The following is a 21,972-nucleotide window of genomic DNA, read 5'->3' as shown; positions in this document are numbered from 1 at the left end:
TGGACGGCAGATTCCCGAGAGGTGAACAGGTGACCGATTCGCCCGGATATCGGGCAGGCTCACTCGATGGACAGCAGCGGCAACCAGCGGCCGACCTCGGCTGCCCGGTTGCCCGAGGCATCGATCGATCCGTCGGCAAGAGCGTCGGCGAAATCACGGATTCCGGTCACCACCTGCAGCCAGGTCAGCGCGTCCGTTTCGACCACATTGGGCGGGGTTCCCCGCGTATGACGCGGCCCTACGATGCACTGCACCGCGACGAACGGCGGCACTCGGACCTCCACCGAGGATCCTGGCGCATTCTGGCCCAACGTTCTGGCGCTGGTACGCACCGCCGCGGCGATCCGGGCGCGAGCCGGTGCATCGGCCTGGCCCTTGATCCAGTCCCCGACCGCCAACACGGCCTCGCGTACCTCGGCGGGGCTCACTTCCTTGTGGGGCGGCACTATCTCTCGTTCCCGTCGTTCACGGCTCGTTCCTGTCGTTCACGGCGAGATGCGCCAACACGGCCCCGCTCGCATTCAGTGCGTAATGCAGCAGCGCAGGGGCCAGCACACTGTGGCTGCGGGCCCGTAGCCACGAGAAGACGAGACCGGCTGCGGTCGTCGCAGCCACCGTTGCGATCACCGGGTCGCCCGCGGCGCGGGCCGGGTGAATATGCCACATCCCGAAGAAGATCGGCGACAGGGCGGGCGAGGCGGCGTCGAGCACCCCGCGGAACAGCAACTCCTCGGTGAGCACCGTTCCCACCGGGATCCGAAACAGAACCCACTCGGCGAGGTCCTCCTCGGATGGCCGGACCCGTCGACGCAACGCCGGAATCGCAGCGACGACGACCGAGCCGAGCACCGGAACTGCCGCCGCCGCAGCGCCCCACTTCAGCCCGCGAGCGGTGTTGCGTAGGCCGAGTTGCTCGGCGCTCGACCCGCTGAGGGCAGCGATGCCGACTGCGAACGAGGCGTTGGCCACCGCACGGCCGCGAGCTCCGAGTCCTACCGAGGGCAGGACGACGGTGCTCCATGCGGTCGTCGACAGTCCGATGACGGTCGCGGTGATTCTCACTTCTCGGGACCGTCGCGGCCGGCGAATTCTTCGATGACCCCACGAACGCGCTCGGTGTCACGATCGGTCCAGCCCTCCGGTGCCGCGACCGCCACCCAGCCGTCGAGCACGAGGGTTCCGTAGTTGTGGCCGTGACCGTCGGGAACGCCCGCGGCATTGGTGAGATCGGCGGCCACCTGCCAGAACGTCACGATCGGGAACCACCGCATGCTGGGCAGTCGGTCCGGCCCGGGCGGTTCGGACAGCCAATCGGGACGTTCGAAGAGCAGATCGGGTGACCACCAGACCACCGGATCCGAGGCGTGCTGGACGTAGAGGATCCGCGGCTCGAACCAGGGCTGATCCTCCGGCGGGATGCCCGAGGAATTGTCGGCGAATCGGACCGTCAGGCCATCGGAGTACACCGGCCGAACTTCCGGAGTTCCCGGATCGCGTCGGGTGACGAACTGCCGCCAGATGCGATTGTCGTTCGGCGGTCCCACCCACAGCACTCCGTCGGTGGTGGCTCGGATGTCGGCCAGGCCGTCGAACGCGCCCTCCCCTGCCTTCGTTCCGAGGCTTTCGCCGTAGACGTAGAACTTGGGGCGAGTGTCCTCCGGCTCCTGCAGCCACCGAGCATGGACCTTGTCGATCAGCGCCTTTCCTGCCTGCGCGGCTTTGTCGCCCTCGGCGAGGAACGAAATCCAGCTCGGCAGATAGGAATACTGCGACGCGACGGTGGCCACATCGCCGTCGAACATGAGCTCCTCGGCCTCGATGGCGGTGGGGTTGACCCACCCGGTGCCCGTGGTCGGTACGACGACGAGCGCCGCGCGTTGGAACGCACCGGTGCGCTCGAGTTCCGCAACGACGATGTCGAGTCGCTCGGCCTGGGTCGGTGCCGTTTCCAGACCGGCATAGGCCCGTATGGGCTCGCGGCTCGGACGCCCCGTGGCCCGTTCCATCTCGTCGGCGCGCAGACCGCTGGAGACGAAGTTCCTGCCCTCGAAGCCCAGAGTGTCCCAGGGAGCAAACGAGTTCGGACTGCCCGATCGCTCGTCCACTGTGGGTTGCTCTGCGCCGTCCCGGGTTTCGTCGTTCTGCAGACTGAACACCGAATTGGTCACCTCGGAGACCGCACGCAGCAGCACACCTTGGACCAGAGCCACGACCAGCACGACCAGAAGAACGACGCCCAGCGCGTTGGCCACTTCCCGCGGCATCTTCACGATGCGATTGAGCTGACGGGCCAGCAGTCGAACGAGGTCGCGCAGCACCCGCCACACCGAAATGAGCAGAGCCGCAACGGCGATGCTGAGTGCCCCGGTTCGGAGGTATCCCGTCGTGGTGGTGCCCTCGGCGTTCATCAATGCGGCGAGCTCACGCTGCCATTCCGCCGAGACCGCCAGCATGATCATCGAGGCCGCGATCGCCGCAACGGGCACTGCGACCTTGACGGCGCGGTCGACTGCGGGTGGTAGCGGCCACCACGATCGCGACGACAGCCACCACCGACTCACGGCCCACCCCAGTGCGACACCGAATGCGTAGCCGATGGCCGCGTTGATGCCGCCGATGATGCCCTGGAACAGCCATCCGCGCGGAAGCAGCGAGGGAGTCAACGACCAGCAGAAGAACAGCGCGCTGAACGCGATTCCGGTGAAGTCCAAACGCAACAGACCCCACGCCCACATGACGAACGGGTGCTTCTCGGGTGAGGGAACCGAGAATTCGAGGGACGGCAGGTGGTAACGGTGATGCTGGTCTTGTTCGAGGGCCGCGTCGCGTTCGACGCCGGGCCCATCCGATGCCCGATCCCCGACCGACGTCCGACCCCCCACCTCGATCAGCCGAAAAGTCTGGGAAGAGTGTCTTCGAACGTCTCGCGCAGCTCCGCCATCGGGACGGAGAACTGCCCCTGTACCTCGATGGAGTCCGATCCCTCGTCGACGACGCCGATGCGCACCCACGGCAGGCCGCGAGCGGTGCACATACCGGTGAACCGGATCTCCTCGGTGCGCGGGACCGCGACCAGTACGCGGCCCGAGGACTCCGAGAACAGCGTCACGAACGGATCCGCACCTTCGGGAACGATGATGCGGCAACCGGTTTCGCCGGCCAGAGCTGCCTCGACGACGGCCTGAGCCAGGCCACCCTCGGACAGGTCGTGTGCCGCAGAGATCAGTCCGTCGCGCGAGGACGCGAGCAGAATATCGGCCAACAGTTGCTCACGGGCCAGATCGACCCGAGGCGGCACGCCGCCGAGATGGTCGTGCTCCACCTGCGCCCAGATGGATCCGTCGAACTCGTCGTGGGTATCGCCCAGCAGAATCAGCGTCTCGCCCGGTTCGAGGCCGAGACCTGTGGGGATGCGGCGGTGCACGTCGTCGATGACTCCGAGAACACCGACGACAGGCGTCGGCAGGATCGGCTCGGCACCGGTCTGGTTGTAGAAGCTGACATTGCCCCCGGTCACCGGGATGCCGAGCGCCACGCAGCCGTCGGCCAGGCCACGTACGGCCTGCTCGAACTGCCACATCACGCCCGGGTCCTCGGGCGAGCCGAAGTTGAGGCAGTTGGTGACGGCCTTCGGCGTCGAGCCGGTGACCGCGACGTTGCGGAATGCCTCGGCGAGCGCGAGCTGCGCCCCGCGATACGGATCGAGGGCGGTGTACCGACCCGACGCGTCGGTGGCCAAAGCGATTCCGCGACCGGTCTTCTCGTCGATGCGGATGACTCCGGCATCGGCATGCTCGGCGAGGACGGTGTTACCGCGCACGTAGCGGTCGTACTGCTCGGTGATGAAACGGCGGCTGCACAGCTGCGGCGATCCGATCATCTTCAGCAGCGTCGCCCTCAGCTCGTCCGGGGTGCCCGGACGTGTCAGCGACGCTGTGGTGTTCGCGACCAGATCGTCCTGCGTGGTCGGACGCTGCACCGGGCGGTTGTACACCGGGCCCTCGTGCGCGACGGTCTTCGGCGGAACATCGACGACGGTGTCGCCGTGCCAGGTGATCTGCAGGTGCTCACCGTCGGTGACCTCACCGATCACGGTGGCCAGGACATCCCATTTCTTGCAGACGGCCATGAACGCATCGACGTTCTCCGGGGTGACCACCGCGCACATACGTTCCTGGGATTCGCTCGAGAGCACCTCGGCGGGAGTCATCCCGGTGGCACGCATCGGCACCTTGTCGAGTTCGATGTGCATTCCGCCACTGCCTGCAGATGCGAGTTCCGAGGTGGCGCAAGACAATCCGGCACCACCGAGATCCTGGATGCCGACCACGAGCTTGCTCGAGTACAGCTCGAGGCACGCTTCGATGAGCACCTTCTCGGTGAACGGATCGCCCACCTGAACCGCGGGCAGCTTCTTGCGGCCCCCTGCGCTCTCGTCCCCGTCGAAGGTCTCCGAGGCAAGCACGGACACCCCGCCGATGCCGTCGAGCCCGGTACGCGCACCGAACAGAATGATCTTGTTGCCCAAGCCCGAGGCGAACGCCAGATGCATGTCCTCGACACGCATGACACCGGCACACAGAGCGTTGAGCAACGGATTACCCGCATAGGAGGCGTCGAACACCGTCTCGCCGCCGATGTTGGGTAGGCCGAGGGAGTTTCCGTACCCGCCGACGCCTGCGACGATGCCGCTCAGGACGCGGCGCGTGTCCGGTGCATCGGCCGCACCGAACCGCAGCTGGTCCATCACGGCGATCGGGCGAGCGCCCATGGCCATGATGTCGCGCACGATGCCGCCCACGCCCGTCGCCGCGCCCTGGTAAGGCTCGACGTACGACGGGTGATTGTGGCTCTCGACCTTGAACGTGACAGCCCAGCCGTCGCCGACGTCGACGACGCCTGCGTTCTCACCGATCCCGGCGAGCATGGGCTTGCGCATCTCGTCGGTGGTGGTCTCGCCGAAGTACTTCAGATGCACCTTCGACGACTTGTACGAGCAATGCTCGCTCCACATGACCGAGTACATCGCCAACTCGGCGTCGGTGGGGCGACGTCCGAGGATTTCCTTGATGCGAACGTATTCGTCGTCCTTGAGTCCGAGTTCCTTGTACGGCTGCGCGACGTCCGGGGTGGCGACGGCGTTGGAGACAGTGTCTGTGGGTACAGAGCTAGCGGACACGAGGAATAGGTCCCTTCGATGGAGCGAAATGCCAGGGAGAGTCTATAAGGTGCGGCCGACATGTACGGCATCGGACGTACGAGCCTCGTGCGAACATCAGCGGATGGACATCGCATTGACCGAGGACGATCTGAACGAAACGGGCGTCATCGACCCCTCGATGGTGGCCCAGGGCATCGACGTCCCGACCAAAGCCGTCGTCTGCTTCTTCTCCGAAGTGATCGAGAGCATATGCGCGAAGGGCGACGCCAGGGTCGTATCGGTCATGCGCTCCGAGCACGGCGAACACCCCGTCTACGAGATCGAGCGGGCAGGACACAAGCTCGCCGTGTTCCACCCGGGAGTCGGCGCACCGCTGGCCGCGCTGTTCCTCGAGGAGGCCATCGCACTGGGCTGCACGCAGTTCGTCGCCGTCGGCGGCGCAGGAGCACTGTCCGACGACCTGGGCATGGGACACGTGATGGTGGTCGACAGCGCCCTGCGCGACGAGGGCACCTCGTTCCACTACCTGCCGCCGGGCCGAGTGATCGACGCCGACCCGGCGGGCGTCGCCGTACTCCAGTCGGTACTGACCGATGCCGGAATCGACTTCGTCACCGGCCGCTCCTGGACGACGGACGCGCTCTACCGCGAAACCCGTGGCCGCGTCTCGCGGCGGGTGGCGGAGGGCTGCCGCACCGTCGACATGGAGGCCTCGGCGTTCTGCGCCGTGGCACAGTTCCGCGGAGTTCGATTCGCACAGCTGCTCTACGCAGGTGATTCACTCGCCGCCGACTGGGACCACCGAGGCTGGACCAAAGCGACAACCGTCCGCGAGCAGTTGTTCTGGCTCGCGGCGGATGCGTGTGTGCAGATCGACCCGCTCTAGGTCGCGGGGGCGTGGGGTCGCTGGCTCACCTCCTAGCTTCGAGGGTTCACCTCCGCGCTTCGAGGGTTCACCTCCGCGCTTCGATGGCTCACCTCCGAGCTTCGCGGGGCTCACCTCCGCGCTTCGCGGGCTCACCCCCGCGCTTCGCGGGCTCACCCCCGCGCTTCCGCAAACGCGCGCGCGTTTGCCAAACGCGAGCGGAATGGCCCCGGATTCGACACTATTTCCCGCGCACCTGACGAATGCGCGCGCGTTTGCGGCCGGTCATCGGGGGACTTTTGCGGCCGGTTATCGGGCGCGCGTTAGCGGCCGGTTATCGGGCGCGCGTTTGCGGCCGGTCATCGGGGGACTTTTGCGGCCGGTTATCGGGGGACTCTTGCCACTGGTTATGGGGCTACTGCGCGGGTGCCAAGAATGCCGCGAGCGCGTCGGCGTAGGCCTTCACGTCGTTGGCACCCATCAACTCTCGTGACGAGTGCATCGCCAGCTGCGCCGCGCCGACGTCCACCGTCGAGAGCCCGGTACGTGACGCGGTGATCGGCCCGATGGTCGACCCGCAGGGAAGGTCCGCACGATGCACGTAGCGCTGCATGGGAACTCCGGCCTGATCGCACGCGAGCGCGAAGGCCCCTGCGCCGGCGGAATCGGTTGCGTACCGGAGGTTCTGGTTGACCTTGAGCACCGGTCCCCCGCCGAGTTCGATGCGATGCGCGGGCTCGTGCCGATCCGGGTAGTTGGGGTGCGTCGCGTGCGCCATATCGCCTGAGGCACAGATGGATCCGGCCATGGTGCGCAGAAATTCCGCACGACCGCCGCCGCGTCCGAGCACGATGCGCTCGAGCACGGTGTTCAGCAGATCCGAGAACGCACCGCGGTCGGACATACTGCCGACCTCTTCATGATCGAACAGGGCAAGCACCGGCGTCATGTTCGTCGGGTTGTCCACTGCCGCAAGCAAAGCCTGCGTTCCGGCGTAGCAGGTCCCCTGATTGTCCAGACGCGGCGCACTGACCAGTTCGGACTCGACACCCACGATGGCACTGGGCGCGAGATCGTGGGTCATCAACTCCCAACCCAGTACCGAATGCGGGTCGACGCCTTCCCTCTCGGCGACGTATGCGATGAACGACTTCGGCGAATTACCCACTCCCCAAATGGCATTGACGTGTCGCTGGGGATCGAGGGTGACTCCCTTGCGATCCTCGGAGAGGTGAATCGCGAGCTGTGGCACCCGCAGGATGGGCTCGTCCACCTTGACGAGCACCTCGCGCGCAGCATTGCCGTCACGCACACTCAGCCGCCCGGAGATGCCCAGATCGCGGTCGAGCCAGGAGTTGAGCCACGCACCGCCGTACGGTTCGAGGCCCACCATCTGCCAGCCCGCCGATTCGAGATCGGGATGCTGCTTGACCCGAAGGTTCGGGCTGTCCGTGTGCCCGCCGACGATGCGGAAGGGGCCATCACCCGAACTACTGCTCTCGGTACTCCAGGCGACGAGCGAACCGCCCCGAACGAGGTAGTAGCGGCCCGGCTCCGTCGGCCAGGCGTCGGTCTCCTCGAGCCGAACGAATCCGGCCTCCTCGAGCTGCACCGACACCGTATTGCAGACATGGAACGGCGACGGCGAGACGTCGACGAAGTTGCAGAGACCGGTTGCAGAAGCGTGAGTCGACATGGGAACCATTGTGGCAGCCGCCGCGTCGGACACCCCCAGTGCACACCGCCCCGGGGGAACCGACGCCGGGCAACATGCGAGAGCTCAGTGCGAACCGGACACGCAGAACACGTTGCCGTCGGGATCGCTCAGTGTCACCCAGCGGAAATCGCCCATCGTGTGCTGCGCGAGCTCACTCGCTCCGGCCTCGATCAGCCGCGCGACCTCACCGTCGAGATCCTGAGTGGTCATATCGAGATGGACGCGATTCTTGCCCGGCGTCGGATCCTCGATCTTCTGGAAGGCCATCCGATACGGGGCCTCGGCCAGAGCGACGACGTAGAACCACCCGTCGTTCTCCTCCACGATCGATCCGTTCGCTCGAGCCGCCCACCAGTGCGCGAGCGGTCCCGGATCGGTCGAGTCGAACGTGATCATGCCCAAGGTCAGTGTCATGTCGGCACAGTAACCGCCACCACCGACAGCTTCGAGTCAGGCGTTGACGATGGTGTCCAGCGCCGAGTAGAAGATGCCGAGTCCGTCGTCGCTCGGACCGGTCAGCGGCTCGGTGGCGTGCTCGGGGTGCGGCATCAAACCGACCACTCGACCGTTGGCCGAGGAGATACCGGCAATCGCGCGCTGCGATCCGTTCGGGTTGGCGCCGCGGTAGCGGAATACGACGCGGCCCTCACCCTCCAGCTCGTCCAGGGTCTTCTGCGGTGCCTGGAACCGTCCCTCGGCATTCTTGACCGGAATCAGGATCTCGGCACCGGGCTCGTATCGCGAAGACCAGGCGGTGTCGGTGTTCTCCACGGCCAACCACTGATCGCGGCAGACGAAGTGCAGCCCTTCGTTGCGGGTCAACGCGCCGGGCAGCAGTCCCACCTCGCAGAGCACCTGAAAGCCGTTGCAGATTCCGAGAACCGGCATACCGCCCTCGGCCGCCTTGACGACGGACTCCATCACGGGTGCGAACCGAGCAATGGCCCCGGCCCGCAAGTAGTCGCCGTACGAGAAACCGCCGGGGACGACGATGGCGTCGACGTTCTTCAGATCGGCGTCCGCGTGCCACAGGCCGACAGCCTCGCCGCCTGCGAGGGTGACCGCGCGGGAGGCGTCGACGTCGTCGAGGGTTCCGGGGAAGGTGATGACACCTATGCGGGCGCTCATGCGGCGGGCTCTACCGACACACGGGTGACCGTCCAGTCCTCGATGACGGTGTTGGCCAGCAAGGATTCCGCGATCTTGTCGAGCTCGGCATCATCTACGGTGTCGTCGACCTCGAGCTCGAATCGCTTGCCCTGGCGCACGTCGGACACGCCGGAGATACCCAGCCGACCGAGCGCACCTGCGATCGCCTGACCCTGCGGATCGAGAATCTCGGCCTTGGGCATGACATCGACAACGACTCGGGCCACGAAAGCGCTCCTTGAAATACGTACAGCAAGACAGTTACCGGCAGGTGGGAGTCTACGCAGCCCTGGCGGGAGGCGCGAAACCGCGCTTACTGTGGAGCACATGCAGCTGACACACTTCGGACATTCCTGCGTTCTCGTCGAGCTGAACGGCACCACCGTGTTGTTCGATCCGGGCAGCTTCTCCCACGGGTTCGAGGGCATCACCGGACTCGATGCCATCCTCGTGACGCATCAGCACCCCGATCATGTCGATCTGCAACGACTTCCCGCCCTCCTCGACGCGAATCCACGTGCGGCGCTGCACGCGGATCCGATGACGGCGGACCAGCTCGGCGGCCAGTGGGCCGCAGCTCCCGCAGGCGAGGCGTTCACCGTCGGCGGCATCACCGTCACCGGGGTCGGCGGCACCCATGCGGTCATCCACCCCGAACTGCCGACGATCGACAACACCGGCTATCTGCTCGGCACCCCGGAGAACCCGGGCCAGCTCTTCCACCCGGGCGACTCACTGTTCGTCCCCGAGCAGCGGGTCGAGGTGCTGGCACTTCCCGCTGCGGCACCGTGGTCCAAGCTGTCCGAAACCGTGGAGTTCCTGCGTGCGGTGGCTCCCACCATGGCTTTCCCCATCCATCAGGCAGTGATCGCCGACATCGCGACCGGGGTGTACTACGGGCGTTTCAAGGACATGTCCGACGCGGAATTCCGCGAGCTTCCCGAGGAATCTGCGGTCTCGATCTGACCGGTGAGCTCCGGCGGGGCCGGCGAGCATCACGGCACCCGGGTCGGCGATAGTGCACGGCGGTGGCAGTTCACGGGCCCGTCGGTGGCGTCAGGCTGCGTCGAGCAGCACCAGTTGTCGCAGTGTGGACTCGTTCACGGCATCGAGTTCGTCGAGGAACGCCGCAGCGAAGGATCCGGGCCCGGACGTCGACCGCGCCGCGATCTGCGATGCCACCGCAACATGGGCATGGGCAGCGACGGCACCGATCACGGTGGTCGGGGCCACGGAGCAGTACGCTGCCGTGAGCGCACCGAGCGCGCAGCCGGTTGCGGTAACTCGTTGCAGCAGTGCACTTCCGCCGCCCACCCTTATGACGCCATTCGAGCCGACGATGTGGTCGGTCTCCCCCGACGCCGCCACGATCTCGGCTCGATCCAGCAGTGATCGGGCCGCATCCACCGAATCTGCCGCCTGTGCAGACGAATCGACTCCCCTCGATCCGCCTCCTGCTCCTGCCAGCCCGATCACCTCCGACGCGTTCGCGCGAACGACGTTGGGCCGGTTGGCGAGTAGCTCGACTGCCACGCCGGTGCGCCACGGCAGACCGCCCGCTCCCACCGGATCGAGCACCCAGGGCTTGCTCGCTGCTCTCGCGGCAGCCGAGGCGAGGCGGGAGCTCGCCACCTGAGCGGCGGTCGGAGTCCCCAGATTGACCAGCACCGCGTCGGCGATCTCGGCGAAGCCGGCCGCCTCCTCGGGGTTGTCCACCATCGCCGGAGCGGCTCCGGCTGCCAACAGTGCGTTGGCGACGAATTGAACGGACACGGTGTTGGTCAGACACTGCACCAGCGGATTGCGCTCGCGGAGAAGACGGTGCGCGGCAACGATGTCGTCGAGGGTGGGGCACGAAGCACTCATCGTTGCGAGTCTACGACCGATACGATGCCCTGGTGGCCACCCTTCTCAAGCCCGAGCGGCACTTCCGCATCCTCGAGCTGTTGCGCACGACGGGCAAGATCCTCTCGTCCGAGCTCGCCGTGTCGTTCGATGTCTCCGAGGACACCATTCGTCGCGATCTCGACGAGCTCGGATCGGAAGGAAAGCTCAAGCGTGTGCACGGCGGCGCCTTGGTCGTCTCGACGTTGCATCAGGATTACCGGGACCGGCGGGGGCAGGAAACCTCGGCGAAGTCGCTGGTAGCTCGCGCTGCTGCGAGTCTGCTTCAGGACGGCCAGGTGATACTCATCGACGGCGGTACGACGGCGATCGAGGTCACGAAGCAGTTGGACCCCGCTCTTCGGGCAACCTTCGTCACGCACAGCCCGTCCACGGCGGTGAATCTGGCCGAGCACCCCCATTGCGAGGTCGTCGTGGTCGGGGGCCGTCTGCTCAAGAACGCGATGGTGACGGTGGGAGCCCAAACCCTCAAGACCTACGAGTCGATCAATGCAGATGTCGCGATCGTGGGCATCCTGGGTATCAACGTCGACTCCGGGATCACTCATTTCGAGTACGAGGAGGCACAGATCAAGCGCGCGATGATCGAGGGTGCCCACCGCTCGATCATCCTGTGTACCAGCGACAAGCTGGGGTACTCCGGCGCATTCCAGGTCGCACCACTGGGCGCGATCACCACGTTGGCGGTCGAGCCAGGGCTCGACCCCTCGCTGCTGCGGCAGTACCGCGACAGCGGTGTCGAGTGCATCTCGGTCGACGACATCGCTCCACTCGCTCAGGTATCCGCACCGACGACGGATCGATCGCACTAGCGATCGTCCGCTGAGGTCCAGACCGCTGCCAGTGCCGCCGTCAGCGCGTGGTGGCGGGAGTATCGGCCGTTCATCACTGTCACCTTGTGCGGGTCGGGTTCGTAGGACCGCATCGAGGGTGTGAATGCTGCTGCAGCGGAATCGAAATCCGGAAAGATCCCGAGGGCGACGGCGGCGGTGATCGCGGCACCGCGAACCCCGATTTCTCCCCGTTCGGCGACGTCGACGCGTAGTCCGAGGACGTCGGCGAACATCTGCGGCCACACGGGACTGTGCGAGGCACCTCCCGACATTCTCACCACCGACGGCCGAGCTGCATCGTCGCCGCTGAGAAGCTTGTCGATATCTGCTTTGTGCGCGAACGTGATTCCCTCGTACACCGCAAGCGCCGTGTCGTCGAACTCGTCCTCGGCGACGGCACCGAGCACACCGGCTGGAGCGCCGCTCGGTCCGCCGAATACGTAGGGGAAGAACATCATGCCGCTGAGGCGTTCTCGGCCGTACGCTCGCAACACGGCGTCGTTGCACATCTGGTAGATGTCACCACCGTCATTCGTGGCCTCGGCTCGGAACAGATGTCGACAACACCATTCGAGGTTGCTCGCGGAGGTGATCCCACCCTCGCTTGCGAGGTACGCCTCTCCCGTCACGTATCGGCACTGGAGCAGTGGGACCGTGCTGGTTCTCGGCTGGGGGTGCAGTGTTTGATCTATTCCGAATGTTCCTGCGACAACGGACATGTGCCTCTCGTCGAGAACTCGTGATGCGAGTGCACACGCGGCGACGTCGACCACTCCTCGAATCACCGGGGTGCCCTCCGATAGGCCGGTGAGTTCGGCGGCTGCAGCGGTGATGCCGCCGACCGTCTCGGCCCCTGGACCGATCGCCGGAAGCGTGTCGCGCCACTGGGCGATTCCGAGCAGGCCGAGCGCATCCTCCGACCACGAATTCCGCTCGATGTCGCACAGTCCGGTCAGCCCGGCATCGGTGTAATCGGTGGACATGTCTCCGCACAACCGTGCTCTGATGTAGTCCTTGCAGGCGAGGACGCGGTGCACCCGCGATCGCATCGTCGGTTCGTGCTCGTCGAACCATCGCAGCAGTGCGGCGGTCTGGCCGCTCCACATCCGTTGCGAGACCAGTCGTTCGATCTGTACTGCGGTCTCGTGGTCCGGCGCGGATGCGGGGTCGAGTTCCACCCGGCCGTCGGTCGAGAGAATTCCGTTGCCGACTGCGCCGGCGTTCTCGTCGACGAACCAGAGCCCGCTGCCGTATCCGGTGACCGATACCGCGAGGACGTCGCAAGGATGCGTGCCCGACGCGCGAAGCAGCTCCCGGGTGGAGGAACAGACCGCGTGCCACAGCGCGTCCGGGTCCTGTTCACGCCTGCCGCCGCGCCCGTCCAGGTGCGGGCTGCGCTCCTTCGCGGCCGCCAGCTCGCGCCCTCCGGCGTCGAACAGACCCGCTTTGACGAAGGTTCCGCCGGCGTCGATCCCGAGGATGTATTGCTTCATGACCACCATTCCGACTGCGGGTTAATGCAGATATCACAGTCCCGATCCGCCCAGGAAGCCTCCGGGACTGCATGACAAGGATCACACAGTTTCTGCTACGAACCTAGTGGAATGGGTTTTCGACCGTTAGATATTACTGATGGGTAGTTGTTGACTGCCACTCCACACTGAGTTAACTTCGTCACTAAGCCGCACAAACCGGCATAAACACGAAGCGCCTCCTCTTACCTCGAAGCCGCTCGAACACGAGCTCCTGGGTCACCTCCCGCACGCAGTGCGGCCGGTGGCGATCGAAGAGGTTTCACCCGCGTTCCCGCCCGTCACCTCGGGCCCGGACTGGGCGGGCTCGACCACGAGGACCCACTCGAATGGGCCTCACCGTCTCGAACAAAGGACTCTTGTCGTGGATCTTCAACTGGTCGCCTACATCGCCGCCTTCGGAGGTGGTTTGGTCGGGGCCGCACTCGGCGGACTGTTCGTCTTCAGCCTCTGCGGCATCTTCTGCATCATCGGCGTGGCGGTAGCGATGGCAGGCGTCGACTACGACTTCCTCGGGCAGTTGGCATTCGGACCGTTCCTCGGCCCTCAGGTTGCTTTTGCCGGAGCCGTCGCGGCAGCGGCCTACGCCAAGCGCACCGGCAAGCTGGACGACGGGAAGAACATTCTCGCGCCGCTCGTCGGGCTCGGCAGCAGCAGCGTGCTGCTCGTCGGCGGAGTGTTCGGGGTCATCGGATTTGCACTCGAGAAGGCGCTGAAATCCGTGCTGAGTATCGACTCCACCATCGCCTCGACAGTCGTACTCACCGACACGGTCGCGCTCACTGTCGTCATTCTTGCTGCGGTAACGCGTCTTTCGTTCGGTCGCACCGGACTGGTGCCATCGAATCACGGTGGGCCGGGCGCGCAGATCGCCACCCGGTGGCATCCGACCGCGACGCAGGCCTGGCTACCGTTCCAGTCTCACCGGTTGCAGGTCGGCACCGTGGCCATCGGGTTCGGACTGGCCGCCGGATGGCTGATCGTCAGCCTTCCGGACTCGGCACGTGCCCTCGGACCCGTCCTGCTCTTCGGTTTCAGCGCGACAACTCTGCTGCTCCTCCAGATCGGCCTGTCCGGTCCGGTATCGCACCACATCACATTGCCCGCCGGGTTGGCAGCCGTCGCGCTGCTGTCCGCAGGTGCGGCCGGCCCGATCGCGCTGTTGGGGGCCGTCGTGGTTGCACTGTTCAGCGCGTTCCTGGCCGAACTCAGCTCCAGAATCTTCCACACGCTCGGCGACAGCCATTTCGATCCGCCTGCATGCGCCATTGCCGTCACGACCTCGCTGATCGTCGGCGCCCAACTCGCCTTCGGACAACTCTGACCCGGGCCGCCGCCCCCTCTTCCGTTCACCACGAAACACACACCCCTATCTCGCCATTACGACAGAAAAGAGCGTCAGCCATGACTCAGTACATTCTCGGAATCGACGAAGGCACCACCAGTGCAAGAACTCTCATCTTCGATGAGAAGTGCGAGGTCCGCGCGGTCGCTCAGCGCGAGATCACCCAGATCTACCCCAACTCGGGTTGGATCGAACACGACCCGCTCGAAATCCTCACCGCGCAGCTGGAAACGATGCGCGAGGCGCTTCGAAGTGCCGATCTCGAACCGACCGACATCACTGCTATCGCGTTGACCAACCAACGCGAGACAGCGGTGGTATGGGACAAGGAGTCCGGGCGTCCGATCCACAATGCGGTGGTCTGGGCGTCGCGGCAGAGCAACGGAGTGATCGAGCGCTGGCGCGAACGTGGACTCGACCCCATCATCCGCGAGCGTACGGGCCTGAACTCGGATGCCTACTACTCGGCCTCGAAGATCGCCTGGATCCTCGAAACCGTTCCAGGAGCGCAGGAACGAGCGGAGAAGGGGGAACTGCTGGCTGGCACCATCGATACCTGGCTGATCTGGAATCTCACCGGACGTTGCGCACATGTCACCGACTACTCCAATGCCTCGCGAACGATGATGTTCAACATCCACACCCGCGAATGGGATCAGGATCTACTCGACGCCTACGGCATTCCGCGTTGCATGCTCGCGACAGTCGTCTCCTCGGACACGATCGTGGGCGATGCCGGTGCCACGTTCGGGGCCCCGATTCCCATCGCATCCAACATGGGCGATCAGCAAGCCGGGCTTTTCGGTCAGGTCTGCTTCCGAGCCGGTCAGGCGAAGATGACCTACGGGACCGCGGGAGTCCTGACGATCAACTGCGGCGACACCCCTCAGATGGTCGAGGGTGCAACGACTTCCGTTGCCTGGGGAATCGGTGACGAAGTTCGCTACGAGAACGAGGGCGTGTTGTTCAGCATGGGCAAGACCATGCAGTGGCTGCGCGACGACATGAAACTGATTCACGGAGCAGCGGATTCGGAGTGGTACGGCGGCCAGGTGGCGAGCACCGACGGGGTGTATCTGGTACCCGCCTTCACCGGACTCGCGGCTCCGACCTGGGATCCCTACGCCCGCGCCTGCATCGTGGGGATGAGTAGCTCCACCAACCGACTGCACGTCATCCGCGCAGCCGTGGAGTCGATGGTCTACCAAACTCGCGATGTCGTGGAGGCCATCACTGCCAACGGCCAGGTCACTCTGCCCGAGCTTCGGGTCGACGGCGGAGCGGTCAACAACAACATGCTCTGCCAACTCCAGGCCGACATTCTCGGCATCCCGGTGATTCGGCCGGCCATCACCGAAGCCACCGCGCTCGGCGCGACGCTGATGGCCGGGCTCAGCACCGGGGTATGGGAATCCCTCGACGAGATCGAGGCACTGTGGTCGGTCGACCGCACCTTCGAGCCCCGGATGGACCGCAGCAAGGCCGAGGAAATGTACTCGGGATGGAACGAGGCCGTCGAACTGTCGAAAGGCTGGGCGCGCAAGGTGACGGCCCGATGACATCGACCGCGACACTCGCGCAGTCGACCCTGCGAGAACCGACACGGCTGTTCGAGTCCTACGTGTTCGATCTCGACGGGACGCTCTATCTGGGCGACGAGCTGTTGCCGGGGGCAGCGCACCTGGTGCACGAGCTGCGCAACCACGGCAGGCGGGTTGTGTTCTGTAGCAACAACCCAACCCGCACGCCGCAGCAGTACGCCGACAAGCTCACGGCCCTGGGGATACCGACGCAGCTCTCGGATGTGATCACCACATCGATGACGACGGTCCGCTGGCTCTCCGAGAACGCGGCGACCAGCAAGATCTTCGTCATCGGTGAACAACCGCTGAAGGACTCGATCTCGGCGGCCGGCCTCGAACTGAGCGAGGACCCGCGCGAGATCGAGGTCGTGGTCGCCAGCTACGACCGCGGGTTCGACTACCGCAAACTCAAGATCGCATTCGAGGCTCTCGCCGTCTACCGTCGGGCAATTCTGGTCTCCACCAACCCCGACCGATTCTGCCCGCTCCCCGGCGGATTCGGCGATCCGGACGCGGCAGCGGTGACGGCTGCAATCGAGGCGAGCACACGCGTTGTCGCAGTGGCACAGCTGGGCAAACCCAGCACGTTCATGTTCGAGACCATCAGCGCACTCACCGGAATAGATCCGGCCACCACCCTCGTCGTCGGCGATCGACTCACCACCGACATCGCGATGGGGGTCAACGCCGGGACCTCCACGGCGCTCGTTCTCACCGGCGAGTCGACCGTCGCCGATGTCGACCGGACCGACCCTGACGATCGGCCCACGTACATCGTCGAATCGGTCGGTGACCTCCTGCCCGCGTCCTCGAGTGGGAGCGCACGGTGAGCCGGCCACAGATCGTGAGCGCAACGGGTGCTACCCGTTATCTCGCGAACATCGGCATCGATGACGACACGTCCACCCTCCGTACGGTCGTCAGCTCTCCGGGGGCGCTGACGGAGTTGACTTCGGTATTGGCAGATCTCGACACCTCGGGAACAGCGGTCGTCCTGCACGACGGCACGCCGATCTCGGTGGGCTCGCGAGATGTCCTCGCCGAAATCCGTGAGATGGTTGCCTGCCACTTCACCACTGCCGAGCTGATTCCGAACGCACAGCACGGCGCGGTCGTTCTCGACGAAGCAACGGTGGACAACGCCAGTGCGGCGAGTACGGGGTGCGCGGCCATCGTGGCCGTGGGCGGCGGGACGGTCGTCGATCTCGGCAAGGTGCTCTCGCAACGCCATCAGGTGCCGTTGGTGGTGGTCCAGACCTGCGCTTCGGTGAACGGCTTCTCCGATCCGCTGTCGGTCCTGATTCGCGGCGGGGCCAAGAGCACGGTTCCCACCGCGTGGCCGGTCGCGCTGATCATCGATCACGAAATCATTGCCCATGCGCCTGCCGAATTGACCAGAGCAGGATTCGGAGACGCTGCCGCGATCTGGTGCGCGCCTGCGGACTGGTATCTGGCCTGCACACTGGGCATGGACAGGGAGTTCGACAGCGAGGTGCTGGCCGTGATCGGTCAAGCAGCACAACGACTTCGAGATTCACCCTCGCTCGAGGAGCTCGACCTCGACGCCCTCCTCGATACGCTCACCTACGGTGGCCTCGGAATCGGCGTCACCGGAACGACGGCTGTGGTGTCGGGATGCGAGCATCTCATCAGCCATCTCATCGACATGGCTGCGGTGGCGCGGGGCGAGAGCCACGATCTGCACGGCGCTCAAGTCGGCGTCGCCGCGGTGCTCTCGGCTGCGTTGTGGGAGAGTGCAATCGAATCCTTCGACGCAGTCCCCATCGATGTCGAGGTCGCCACGACACCGATACCCGATCTCGAGAAATCGGTCACCCAGGCATGGGAATCGATCGATCCTTCGGGCAGGGTCGGTGCGGCGTGTGCGCGCAATGTCGCAACGAAGATGGACAGATGGTGCGGGGTCCGATCCGAACTGGGGTCGTTCGTCGCACACTGGCCAGAGCATCGCCGCGTGCTGACCACGCTGTTGCGTAGCGCGTCCGACATCGCGTCGGATCTGGCCGCAATCGGTGCACCTACCAGGTTCTCACAGCTCACACCTGCCGTCGATCGTGAGACGGTCCGATGGATCTTGCGCACGTTGCCGCTCATGAGAGATCGATTCACACTGTGCGATCTCTTGCTCGTGACCGGCCGATGGACCGACGAGTTCATCGACATCGTTCTCGACCGGGCGACAGCATCGGGCGGCGGACCTTGAGATCGAGTTCCGTTACTCACCAATAATTTTCGACCCCAACAACAAGGAGCGTGTCTCATGCCACACGGTGGCGATCTCGTCGCAGAAATTCTGCGCAAGCACGGAGTTACCCAGGTCTTCGGTCAGCCCGGCGGGCAAACCGCCGCGTTCTATCAGGGCCTGGCCAATCGCAAGGACATGTCTCATCTGGGTTGCCGGGACGAGCGCTCCGCGGCCTACGCCGCCGACGCCTACGCACGAGTGAGCGGCAAGCCCGGCATCGTCGACGTCACGGTCGGCCCCGGCACGACCAAACTGCCCGATGGCCTCATCGAGAGCATGAACGCCTCGGTTCCCATCGTTGCCGTCGTCGGCGAGCTTCCTCGGTCCTGGGTTCCGCTGCGCGACGGTGGAGTCGGGTCACAGGGCTTCGACCAGATGCCTTTCTTGCAGACGATGACCAAACAGTCCTGGCTCGCACCGGATCTCGAGACCGTCCCCGATCTGATGCGGGCGGCCTTCCGCACCGCCACCACCGGCAAGCCCGGACCGACGGCCGTGGTGATTCCACACGATGTGATCGACGAGGAGTGGGAAGAAACCGATCTCCAGGTAGAGGAGAGATTCAATTCCGCACCCGCGTACCGGAGTCGGCCGTCCGACGACGAACTACGCACGGCCGCAGCCCTGATCGCGAAGGCCGAGCGCCCGTACATCATTGCCGGCGGCGGAGTCCTGGGTTCGCGAGCGACCGCTGAGCTGGCCGAATTCGCCACGCTCGTCGGGGCCGCCGTCGGCACCAGCTTCACCGGCAAGGGCTCGGTCACCGAGACCGAGAGCTACTCGGTGGGCGTGTTGAACCCGCTCGGATCACAGTCCGCGCGGGAGCTCGCAGGCGAGGCCGACCTGATCGTCTGGTTGGGATCGAAGGTGGGACAGAACACTTCGCTCAACTGGGCGCTCCCTCGCCCCGAGCAGATGACCATCCAGGTCGATGTCGACGGCAGCCAACTCGGCCGAACGTTCGGCCCGTCCGTCGGTCTGCTCGGCGATGTCAAGGCCACCCTGGAGGCACTCATCCCCCTCGTGACGGCCAAGTCGGTTCCGGAGTGGCAGAAGCGAATTGCGGAGTCCAAGGACGCGGCATGGGCATCGACGGAACCACTGAGGCTGAGCGAGGCGAGCCCGGTCATGCCGCCGCGGGCGATGACGGAACTGGCCAAGCATCTGCGTCCGCACGACATCGTCGTCTCCGACGCCAGCTTCAGTGCCGGATGGATATCGAACTACCTGAAGAACCCTGTTCCAGGACGCAACTTCCTGTTCGCACGCGGTCAGGGCGGGCTCGGGTACTCGACTCCGGCCTCCATGGGTGCTGCGAAGGCCAGGCCGGAGGCACGCATCGTCACCGTTTCCGGTGACGGTGGATTCAGCTACTCGGTAGGCGAATTGGCCACCCAGGCCGCACACGGGATGAACATCGTGCACGTCGTGCTCAACAACGGAACCTGGGGCTGGCTCCGGATGTGGGAGCACCTGCACTACGAAGGTCTGCGCTATTCGGTGGACCTCGAGAGCGAGAAGGCCAGCACCTCGTATGCCGCAGCCGCAGCGGGGCTGGGTATGCAGGGCATTCTGGTCACCTCCGCCGACGAGCTGGCCAGTGCATTCGACAAGGCCTTCAGCACCGAAGGACCCACGGTGGTCGAGATCAGAATCGATCCCGACGCGACACCGATCGACAGCTACACCCGACGGTTGGCGTCGGGCAAGTTCTATCCACGTCCCGGAACGGTCTATCAGGCTCGCCCGTGGCAGCAGTCCGCAGGACGAAAGTAACTGCACTCCAACGAGCCTGGTGGCCGAGCGGAACGACGAGAAGGACAGAGATGAGTAACACCACACGACTGGAACTCGACGAGGTGGCCGCGCAGGATTACGACCTCGTGGTGATCGGAGCGGGCATCAACGGGGCGGCGATAGCCCGCGAGGCAGCGCTGCAGGGCACCCGAACTCTCCTGATCGACAAGGGAGACTTCGGCAGTGGGACGTCGAGTTGGTCGAGCAGGCTGATGCACGGCGGACTGCGCTATCTCGAATTCATGGAGTTCGCGCTGGTTCACGAATCACTGCGCGACCGCGAGGCACTGTTCGGCATCGCCTCGCATCTGGTCAAGCCGCTGCCGTTCGTCGTTCCGCTCTACGGCCACAACCACAAGCCGGGTTGGATGATGCGGGTCGGCATGGCGATGTACGACGCGTTGTCATGGAACAAGTCGGTTCCCCGACATCGCAAACTGAACAAGAAAGCCATGGCCGTCGAGCTCGGCGGTCTGGACACCACATCGCTGGGCGGAGGTCTGCACTACTACGACGGTCAGGTCGAGTTCGCCGAACGGTTGGTGGTCGAGAATGTGATCGACGCGGCGCGTCACGGCGCGACCGTGCGCAACCACACCCAGGCAGTTGCGTTGACGACACAGGGATCGACCGTCACCGGCGTCGAGCTGCAGGACGTCCTGACCGGCCGCACGGCCTCGGTCCGGGCCAGGGTGGTCGTCAATGCCGCCGGGCCCTGGGTGGACGACGTTCTGGTCGGTTCCTCGCCGTCGATGTCGCGACTGATCGGTGGCACCAAGGGAACTCACGCCGTCGTCGGGCCGTTTCCCGGTGCGCCGACGTGTGCGGTGTATTACGAGGCCCGCTCGGACAACCGCGCGGTACTCGTCATCCCGTGGCGGGGGTACTTCCTCATCGGAACCACCGACGACCGCTTCGAAGGCGACCTCGACACCGTCGCAGCAACACAGGACGAGGTCGATTACATCCTCGCCGAGACCAATGAACTGATCCCCGGTGCCGGACTGACCCGGGAATCGGTGGTGATGACGTACGCAGGTGTGCGGCCTCTTCCGTTCCAGGCAGACGGTGACACTCGGGCCATCTCGCGTAGCCACGACATCGTCGACCACGGCGAGTTGGAGGGTTTGATCTCGGTGGTGGGCGGCAAGCTGACGCCGCATCTGTCACTGGCCGAGGAAACCCTGACGATGGCCTACCGCAAGATGAAACTCGGGAAGCCGACCTACCACGCACGCAACACGCCGCTGCCCGGTGCGGGACCGGATCCTGCTCGCGTACTACGTTCGGCCGCAGCCGATCTGGGCTTGTCCGAATCGCTCGTCGAACGATTGGTGGACGTGTACGGCAGCCGAGTCGACGTTCTGCTCGAGCTCGCTCGCTCGAACCCGGAACTCGCAGAGGTGGTGGGCCGCGGCCGCGGCGCGTTCCTGGCCGCGGAGGTCGTCCTGGCGCTCACGGAGGAGTATGCGGTGACCCTCGGCGATATTCTGCACCGCCGCATGATGCTGGGTATCGAACCCGGTGTACAGGATGATGTCGCGGAGGCCGTGGGCAGAATTCTCCAGCGCAATGCCGGCTGGTCCAGCGACCGGGTGGCACGAGATATTCGGGAGAATCAGCAGTACGTCGAGCGGTTGACGTCGTGCACGGGCACACAAGTATCGACTGCTCGTCACAATGAGCCGTCGTACTCGACGACCGGTAGCTGACCGCCGCCCGCCCCGTTCGCGTCAATGGACCCTTGCATGCGTCTGAACCGTGCAAGGGTTCATTCACGCGGCCACCCCGCCCGCGTGAATGGCACTTTGCATACGTC

At 65.3% G+C, this 21,972-nt stretch carries 19 protein-coding genes; 9 read left to right on the top strand and 10 right to left on the bottom strand.

Going from position 1 to position 21,972, the window contains the following annotated elements; genetic code table 11:
• Positions 1-59: 59 nt before the first annotated feature.
• The 4 genes from J1M87_RS03715 to purL form a co-directional block, all read right to left on the bottom strand.
• Positions 60-446, bottom strand: a complete 387-nt coding sequence (locus J1M87_RS03715) for a sterol carrier family protein (RefSeq protein WP_206487931.1) — start codon at positions 444-446, stop codon at positions 60-62.
• Between the two features lie 19 nt (positions 447-465).
• On the bottom strand, positions 466-1,062 hold the full coding sequence (locus tag J1M87_RS03710) for a CPBP family intramembrane glutamic endopeptidase (RefSeq protein ID WP_206487930.1): 597 nt from the start codon (positions 1,060-1,062) through the stop codon (positions 466-468).
• Positions 1,059-2,786 carry an alpha/beta-hydrolase family protein gene (locus J1M87_RS03705; protein ID WP_241256385.1) on the bottom strand — a complete coding sequence of 576 codons (1,728 nt, stop codon included), beginning with the start codon at positions 2,784-2,786 and terminating at the stop codon, positions 1,059-1,061. Before J1M87_RS03705 ends, J1M87_RS03710 begins: the two co-directional genes overlap by 4 nt.
• Positions 2,787-2,887: 101 nt before the next feature.
• Positions 2,888-5,179 (bottom strand): phosphoribosylformylglycinamidine synthase subunit PurL, encoded by a 2,292-nt coding sequence (purL, locus tag J1M87_RS03700; protein WP_206487925.1) that lies wholly within the window; start codon positions 5,177-5,179, stop codon positions 2,888-2,890.
• Positions 5,180-5,282: 103 nt separating this feature from the next.
• Here purL and J1M87_RS03695 point away from each other — a divergent pair, with 103 nt between their 5' ends.
• Positions 5,283-6,047 carry a nucleoside phosphorylase gene (locus J1M87_RS03695; protein ID WP_241256309.1) on the top strand — a complete coding sequence of 255 codons (765 nt, stop codon included), beginning with the start codon at positions 5,283-5,285 and terminating at the stop codon, positions 6,045-6,047.
• 394 nt (positions 6,048-6,441) lie between these two features.
• On the opposite strand, the gene J1M87_RS03690 is transcribed toward J1M87_RS03695, so the two are convergent.
• The 4 genes from J1M87_RS03690 to purS form a co-directional block, all read right to left on the bottom strand.
• Positions 6,442-7,731: a M18 family aminopeptidase gene (locus J1M87_RS03690; protein WP_206487923.1), complete on the bottom strand. Its 1,290-nt coding sequence runs from the start codon at positions 7,729-7,731 to the stop codon at positions 6,442-6,444.
• Between the two features lie 75 nt (positions 7,732-7,806).
• The gene (locus tag J1M87_RS03685; RefSeq protein WP_206487919.1) at positions 7,807-8,157 is read right to left on the bottom strand and encodes a VOC family protein; all 351 of its coding nucleotides are present in this window, start codon (positions 8,155-8,157) and stop codon (positions 7,807-7,809) included.
• Positions 8,158-8,193: 36 nt separating this feature from the next.
• Positions 8,194-8,871 (bottom strand): phosphoribosylformylglycinamidine synthase subunit PurQ, encoded by a 678-nt coding sequence (gene purQ, locus J1M87_RS03680; RefSeq protein WP_206487916.1) that lies wholly within the window; start codon positions 8,869-8,871, stop codon positions 8,194-8,196.
• The gene (gene purS / locus J1M87_RS03675) at positions 8,868-9,119 is read right to left on the bottom strand and encodes a phosphoribosylformylglycinamidine synthase subunit PurS (RefSeq protein WP_128646288.1); all 252 of its coding nucleotides are present in this window, start codon (positions 9,117-9,119) and stop codon (positions 8,868-8,870) included. Before purS ends, purQ begins: the two co-directional genes overlap by 4 nt.
• Positions 9,120-9,219: 100 nt before the next feature.
• Here purS and J1M87_RS03670 point away from each other — a divergent pair, with 100 nt between their 5' ends.
• Positions 9,220-9,858, top strand: coding sequence for an MBL fold metallo-hydrolase (locus tag J1M87_RS03670; protein WP_206487914.1), 639 nt, complete (start codon positions 9,220-9,222; stop codon positions 9,856-9,858).
• 90 nt (positions 9,859-9,948) lie between these two features.
• On the opposite strand, the gene thiM is transcribed toward J1M87_RS03670, so the two are convergent.
• Complete coding sequence (thiM, locus tag J1M87_RS03665; RefSeq protein WP_206487912.1) at positions 9,949-10,758, bottom strand: hydroxyethylthiazole kinase; 810 nt, start codon at positions 10,756-10,758, stop codon at positions 9,949-9,951.
• Between the two features lie 32 nt (positions 10,759-10,790).
• On the opposite strand from thiM, the gene J1M87_RS03660 reads away from it, so the two are divergent.
• Positions 10,791-11,609 (top strand): DeoR/GlpR family DNA-binding transcription regulator, encoded by an 819-nt coding sequence (locus J1M87_RS03660; RefSeq protein WP_206487910.1) that lies wholly within the window; start codon positions 10,791-10,793, stop codon positions 11,607-11,609.
• On the opposite strand, the gene J1M87_RS03655 is transcribed toward J1M87_RS03660, so the two are convergent.
• Positions 11,606-13,123, bottom strand: a complete 1,518-nt coding sequence (locus tag J1M87_RS03655) for an FGGY-family carbohydrate kinase (protein WP_206487907.1) — start codon at positions 13,121-13,123, stop codon at positions 11,606-11,608. The genes J1M87_RS03660 and J1M87_RS03655 overlap by 4 nt on opposite strands.
• Before the next feature lie 403 nt (positions 13,124-13,526).
• On the opposite strand from J1M87_RS03655, the gene J1M87_RS03650 reads away from it, so the two are divergent.
• From J1M87_RS03650 to glpD, 6 genes are all read left to right on the top strand, one after another.
• Positions 13,527-14,486, top strand: coding sequence for a hypothetical protein (locus J1M87_RS03650; protein ID WP_206487905.1), 960 nt, complete (start codon positions 13,527-13,529; stop codon positions 14,484-14,486).
• An 80-nt stretch (positions 14,487-14,566) separates the two neighbouring features.
• Positions 14,567-16,066 carry a glycerol kinase GlpK gene (gene glpK, locus J1M87_RS03645; RefSeq protein ID WP_206487903.1) on the top strand — a complete coding sequence of 500 codons (1,500 nt, stop codon included), beginning with the start codon at positions 14,567-14,569 and terminating at the stop codon, positions 16,064-16,066.
• Positions 16,063-16,920, top strand: coding sequence for an HAD-IIA family hydrolase (locus tag J1M87_RS03640; protein WP_206487901.1), 858 nt, complete (start codon positions 16,063-16,065; stop codon positions 16,918-16,920). The genes glpK and J1M87_RS03640 overlap by 4 nt, the downstream gene beginning before the upstream one ends.
• Positions 16,917-18,314 carry an iron-containing alcohol dehydrogenase gene (locus J1M87_RS03635; protein WP_307830721.1) on the top strand — a complete coding sequence of 466 codons (1,398 nt, stop codon included), beginning with the start codon at positions 16,917-16,919 and terminating at the stop codon, positions 18,312-18,314. The genes J1M87_RS03640 and J1M87_RS03635 overlap by 4 nt, the downstream gene beginning before the upstream one ends.
• 57 nt (positions 18,315-18,371) lie before the next feature.
• Positions 18,372-20,132 (top strand): thiamine pyrophosphate-binding protein, encoded by a 1,761-nt coding sequence (locus tag J1M87_RS03630; protein ID WP_206487899.1) that lies wholly within the window; start codon positions 18,372-18,374, stop codon positions 20,130-20,132.
• Positions 20,133-20,182: 50 nt separating this feature from the next.
• Positions 20,183-21,865 (top strand): glycerol-3-phosphate dehydrogenase, encoded by a 1,683-nt coding sequence (gene glpD, locus J1M87_RS03625; protein WP_206487897.1) that lies wholly within the window; start codon positions 20,183-20,185, stop codon positions 21,863-21,865.
• Positions 21,866-21,972: the final 107 nt, after the last annotated feature.

Source organism: Rhodococcus sp. KRD162, from assembly GCF_017168335.1.
GTDB lineage: Bacteria > Actinomycetota > Actinomycetes > Mycobacteriales > Mycobacteriaceae > Rhodococcoides.
This window is presented reverse-complemented; position numbering and strand designations above follow the sequence as displayed.

Excerpts from the sequence above, each read along its gene's own strand:
- J1M87_RS03695 (WP_241256309.1), top strand. The coding sequence starts at position 5,283 with ATGGACATCGCATTGACCGAGGACGATCTGAACGAAACGGGCGTCATC.
- J1M87_RS03690 (WP_206487923.1), bottom strand. The coding sequence starts at position 7,731 with ATGGTTCCCATGTCGACTCACGCTTCTGCAACCGGTCTCTGCAACTTC.
- J1M87_RS03685 (WP_206487919.1), bottom strand. The coding sequence starts at position 8,157 with ATGACACTGACCTTGGGCATGATCACGTTCGACTCGACCGATCCGGGA.
- purQ (WP_206487916.1), bottom strand. The coding sequence starts at position 8,871 with ATGAGCGCCCGCATAGGTGTCATCACCTTCCCCGGAACCCTCGACGAC.
- J1M87_RS03670 (WP_206487914.1), top strand. The coding sequence starts at position 9,220 with ATGCAGCTGACACACTTCGGACATTCCTGCGTTCTCGTCGAGCTGAAC.
- thiM (WP_206487912.1), bottom strand. The coding sequence starts at position 10,758 with ATGAGTGCTTCGTGCCCCACCCTCGACGACATCGTTGCCGCGCACCGT.
- J1M87_RS03655 (WP_206487907.1), bottom strand. The coding sequence starts at position 13,123 with ATGAAGCAATACATCCTCGGGATCGACGCCGGCGGAACCTTCGTCAAA.
- glpK (WP_206487903.1), top strand. The coding sequence starts at position 14,567 with ATGACTCAGTACATTCTCGGAATCGACGAAGGCACCACCAGTGCAAGA.
- J1M87_RS03640 (WP_206487901.1), top strand. The coding sequence starts at position 16,063 with ATGACATCGACCGCGACACTCGCGCAGTCGACCCTGCGAGAACCGACA.
- J1M87_RS03630 (WP_206487899.1), top strand. The coding sequence starts at position 18,372 with ATGCCACACGGTGGCGATCTCGTCGCAGAAATTCTGCGCAAGCACGGA.
- glpD (WP_206487897.1), top strand. The coding sequence starts at position 20,183 with ATGAGTAACACCACACGACTGGAACTCGACGAGGTGGCCGCGCAGGAT.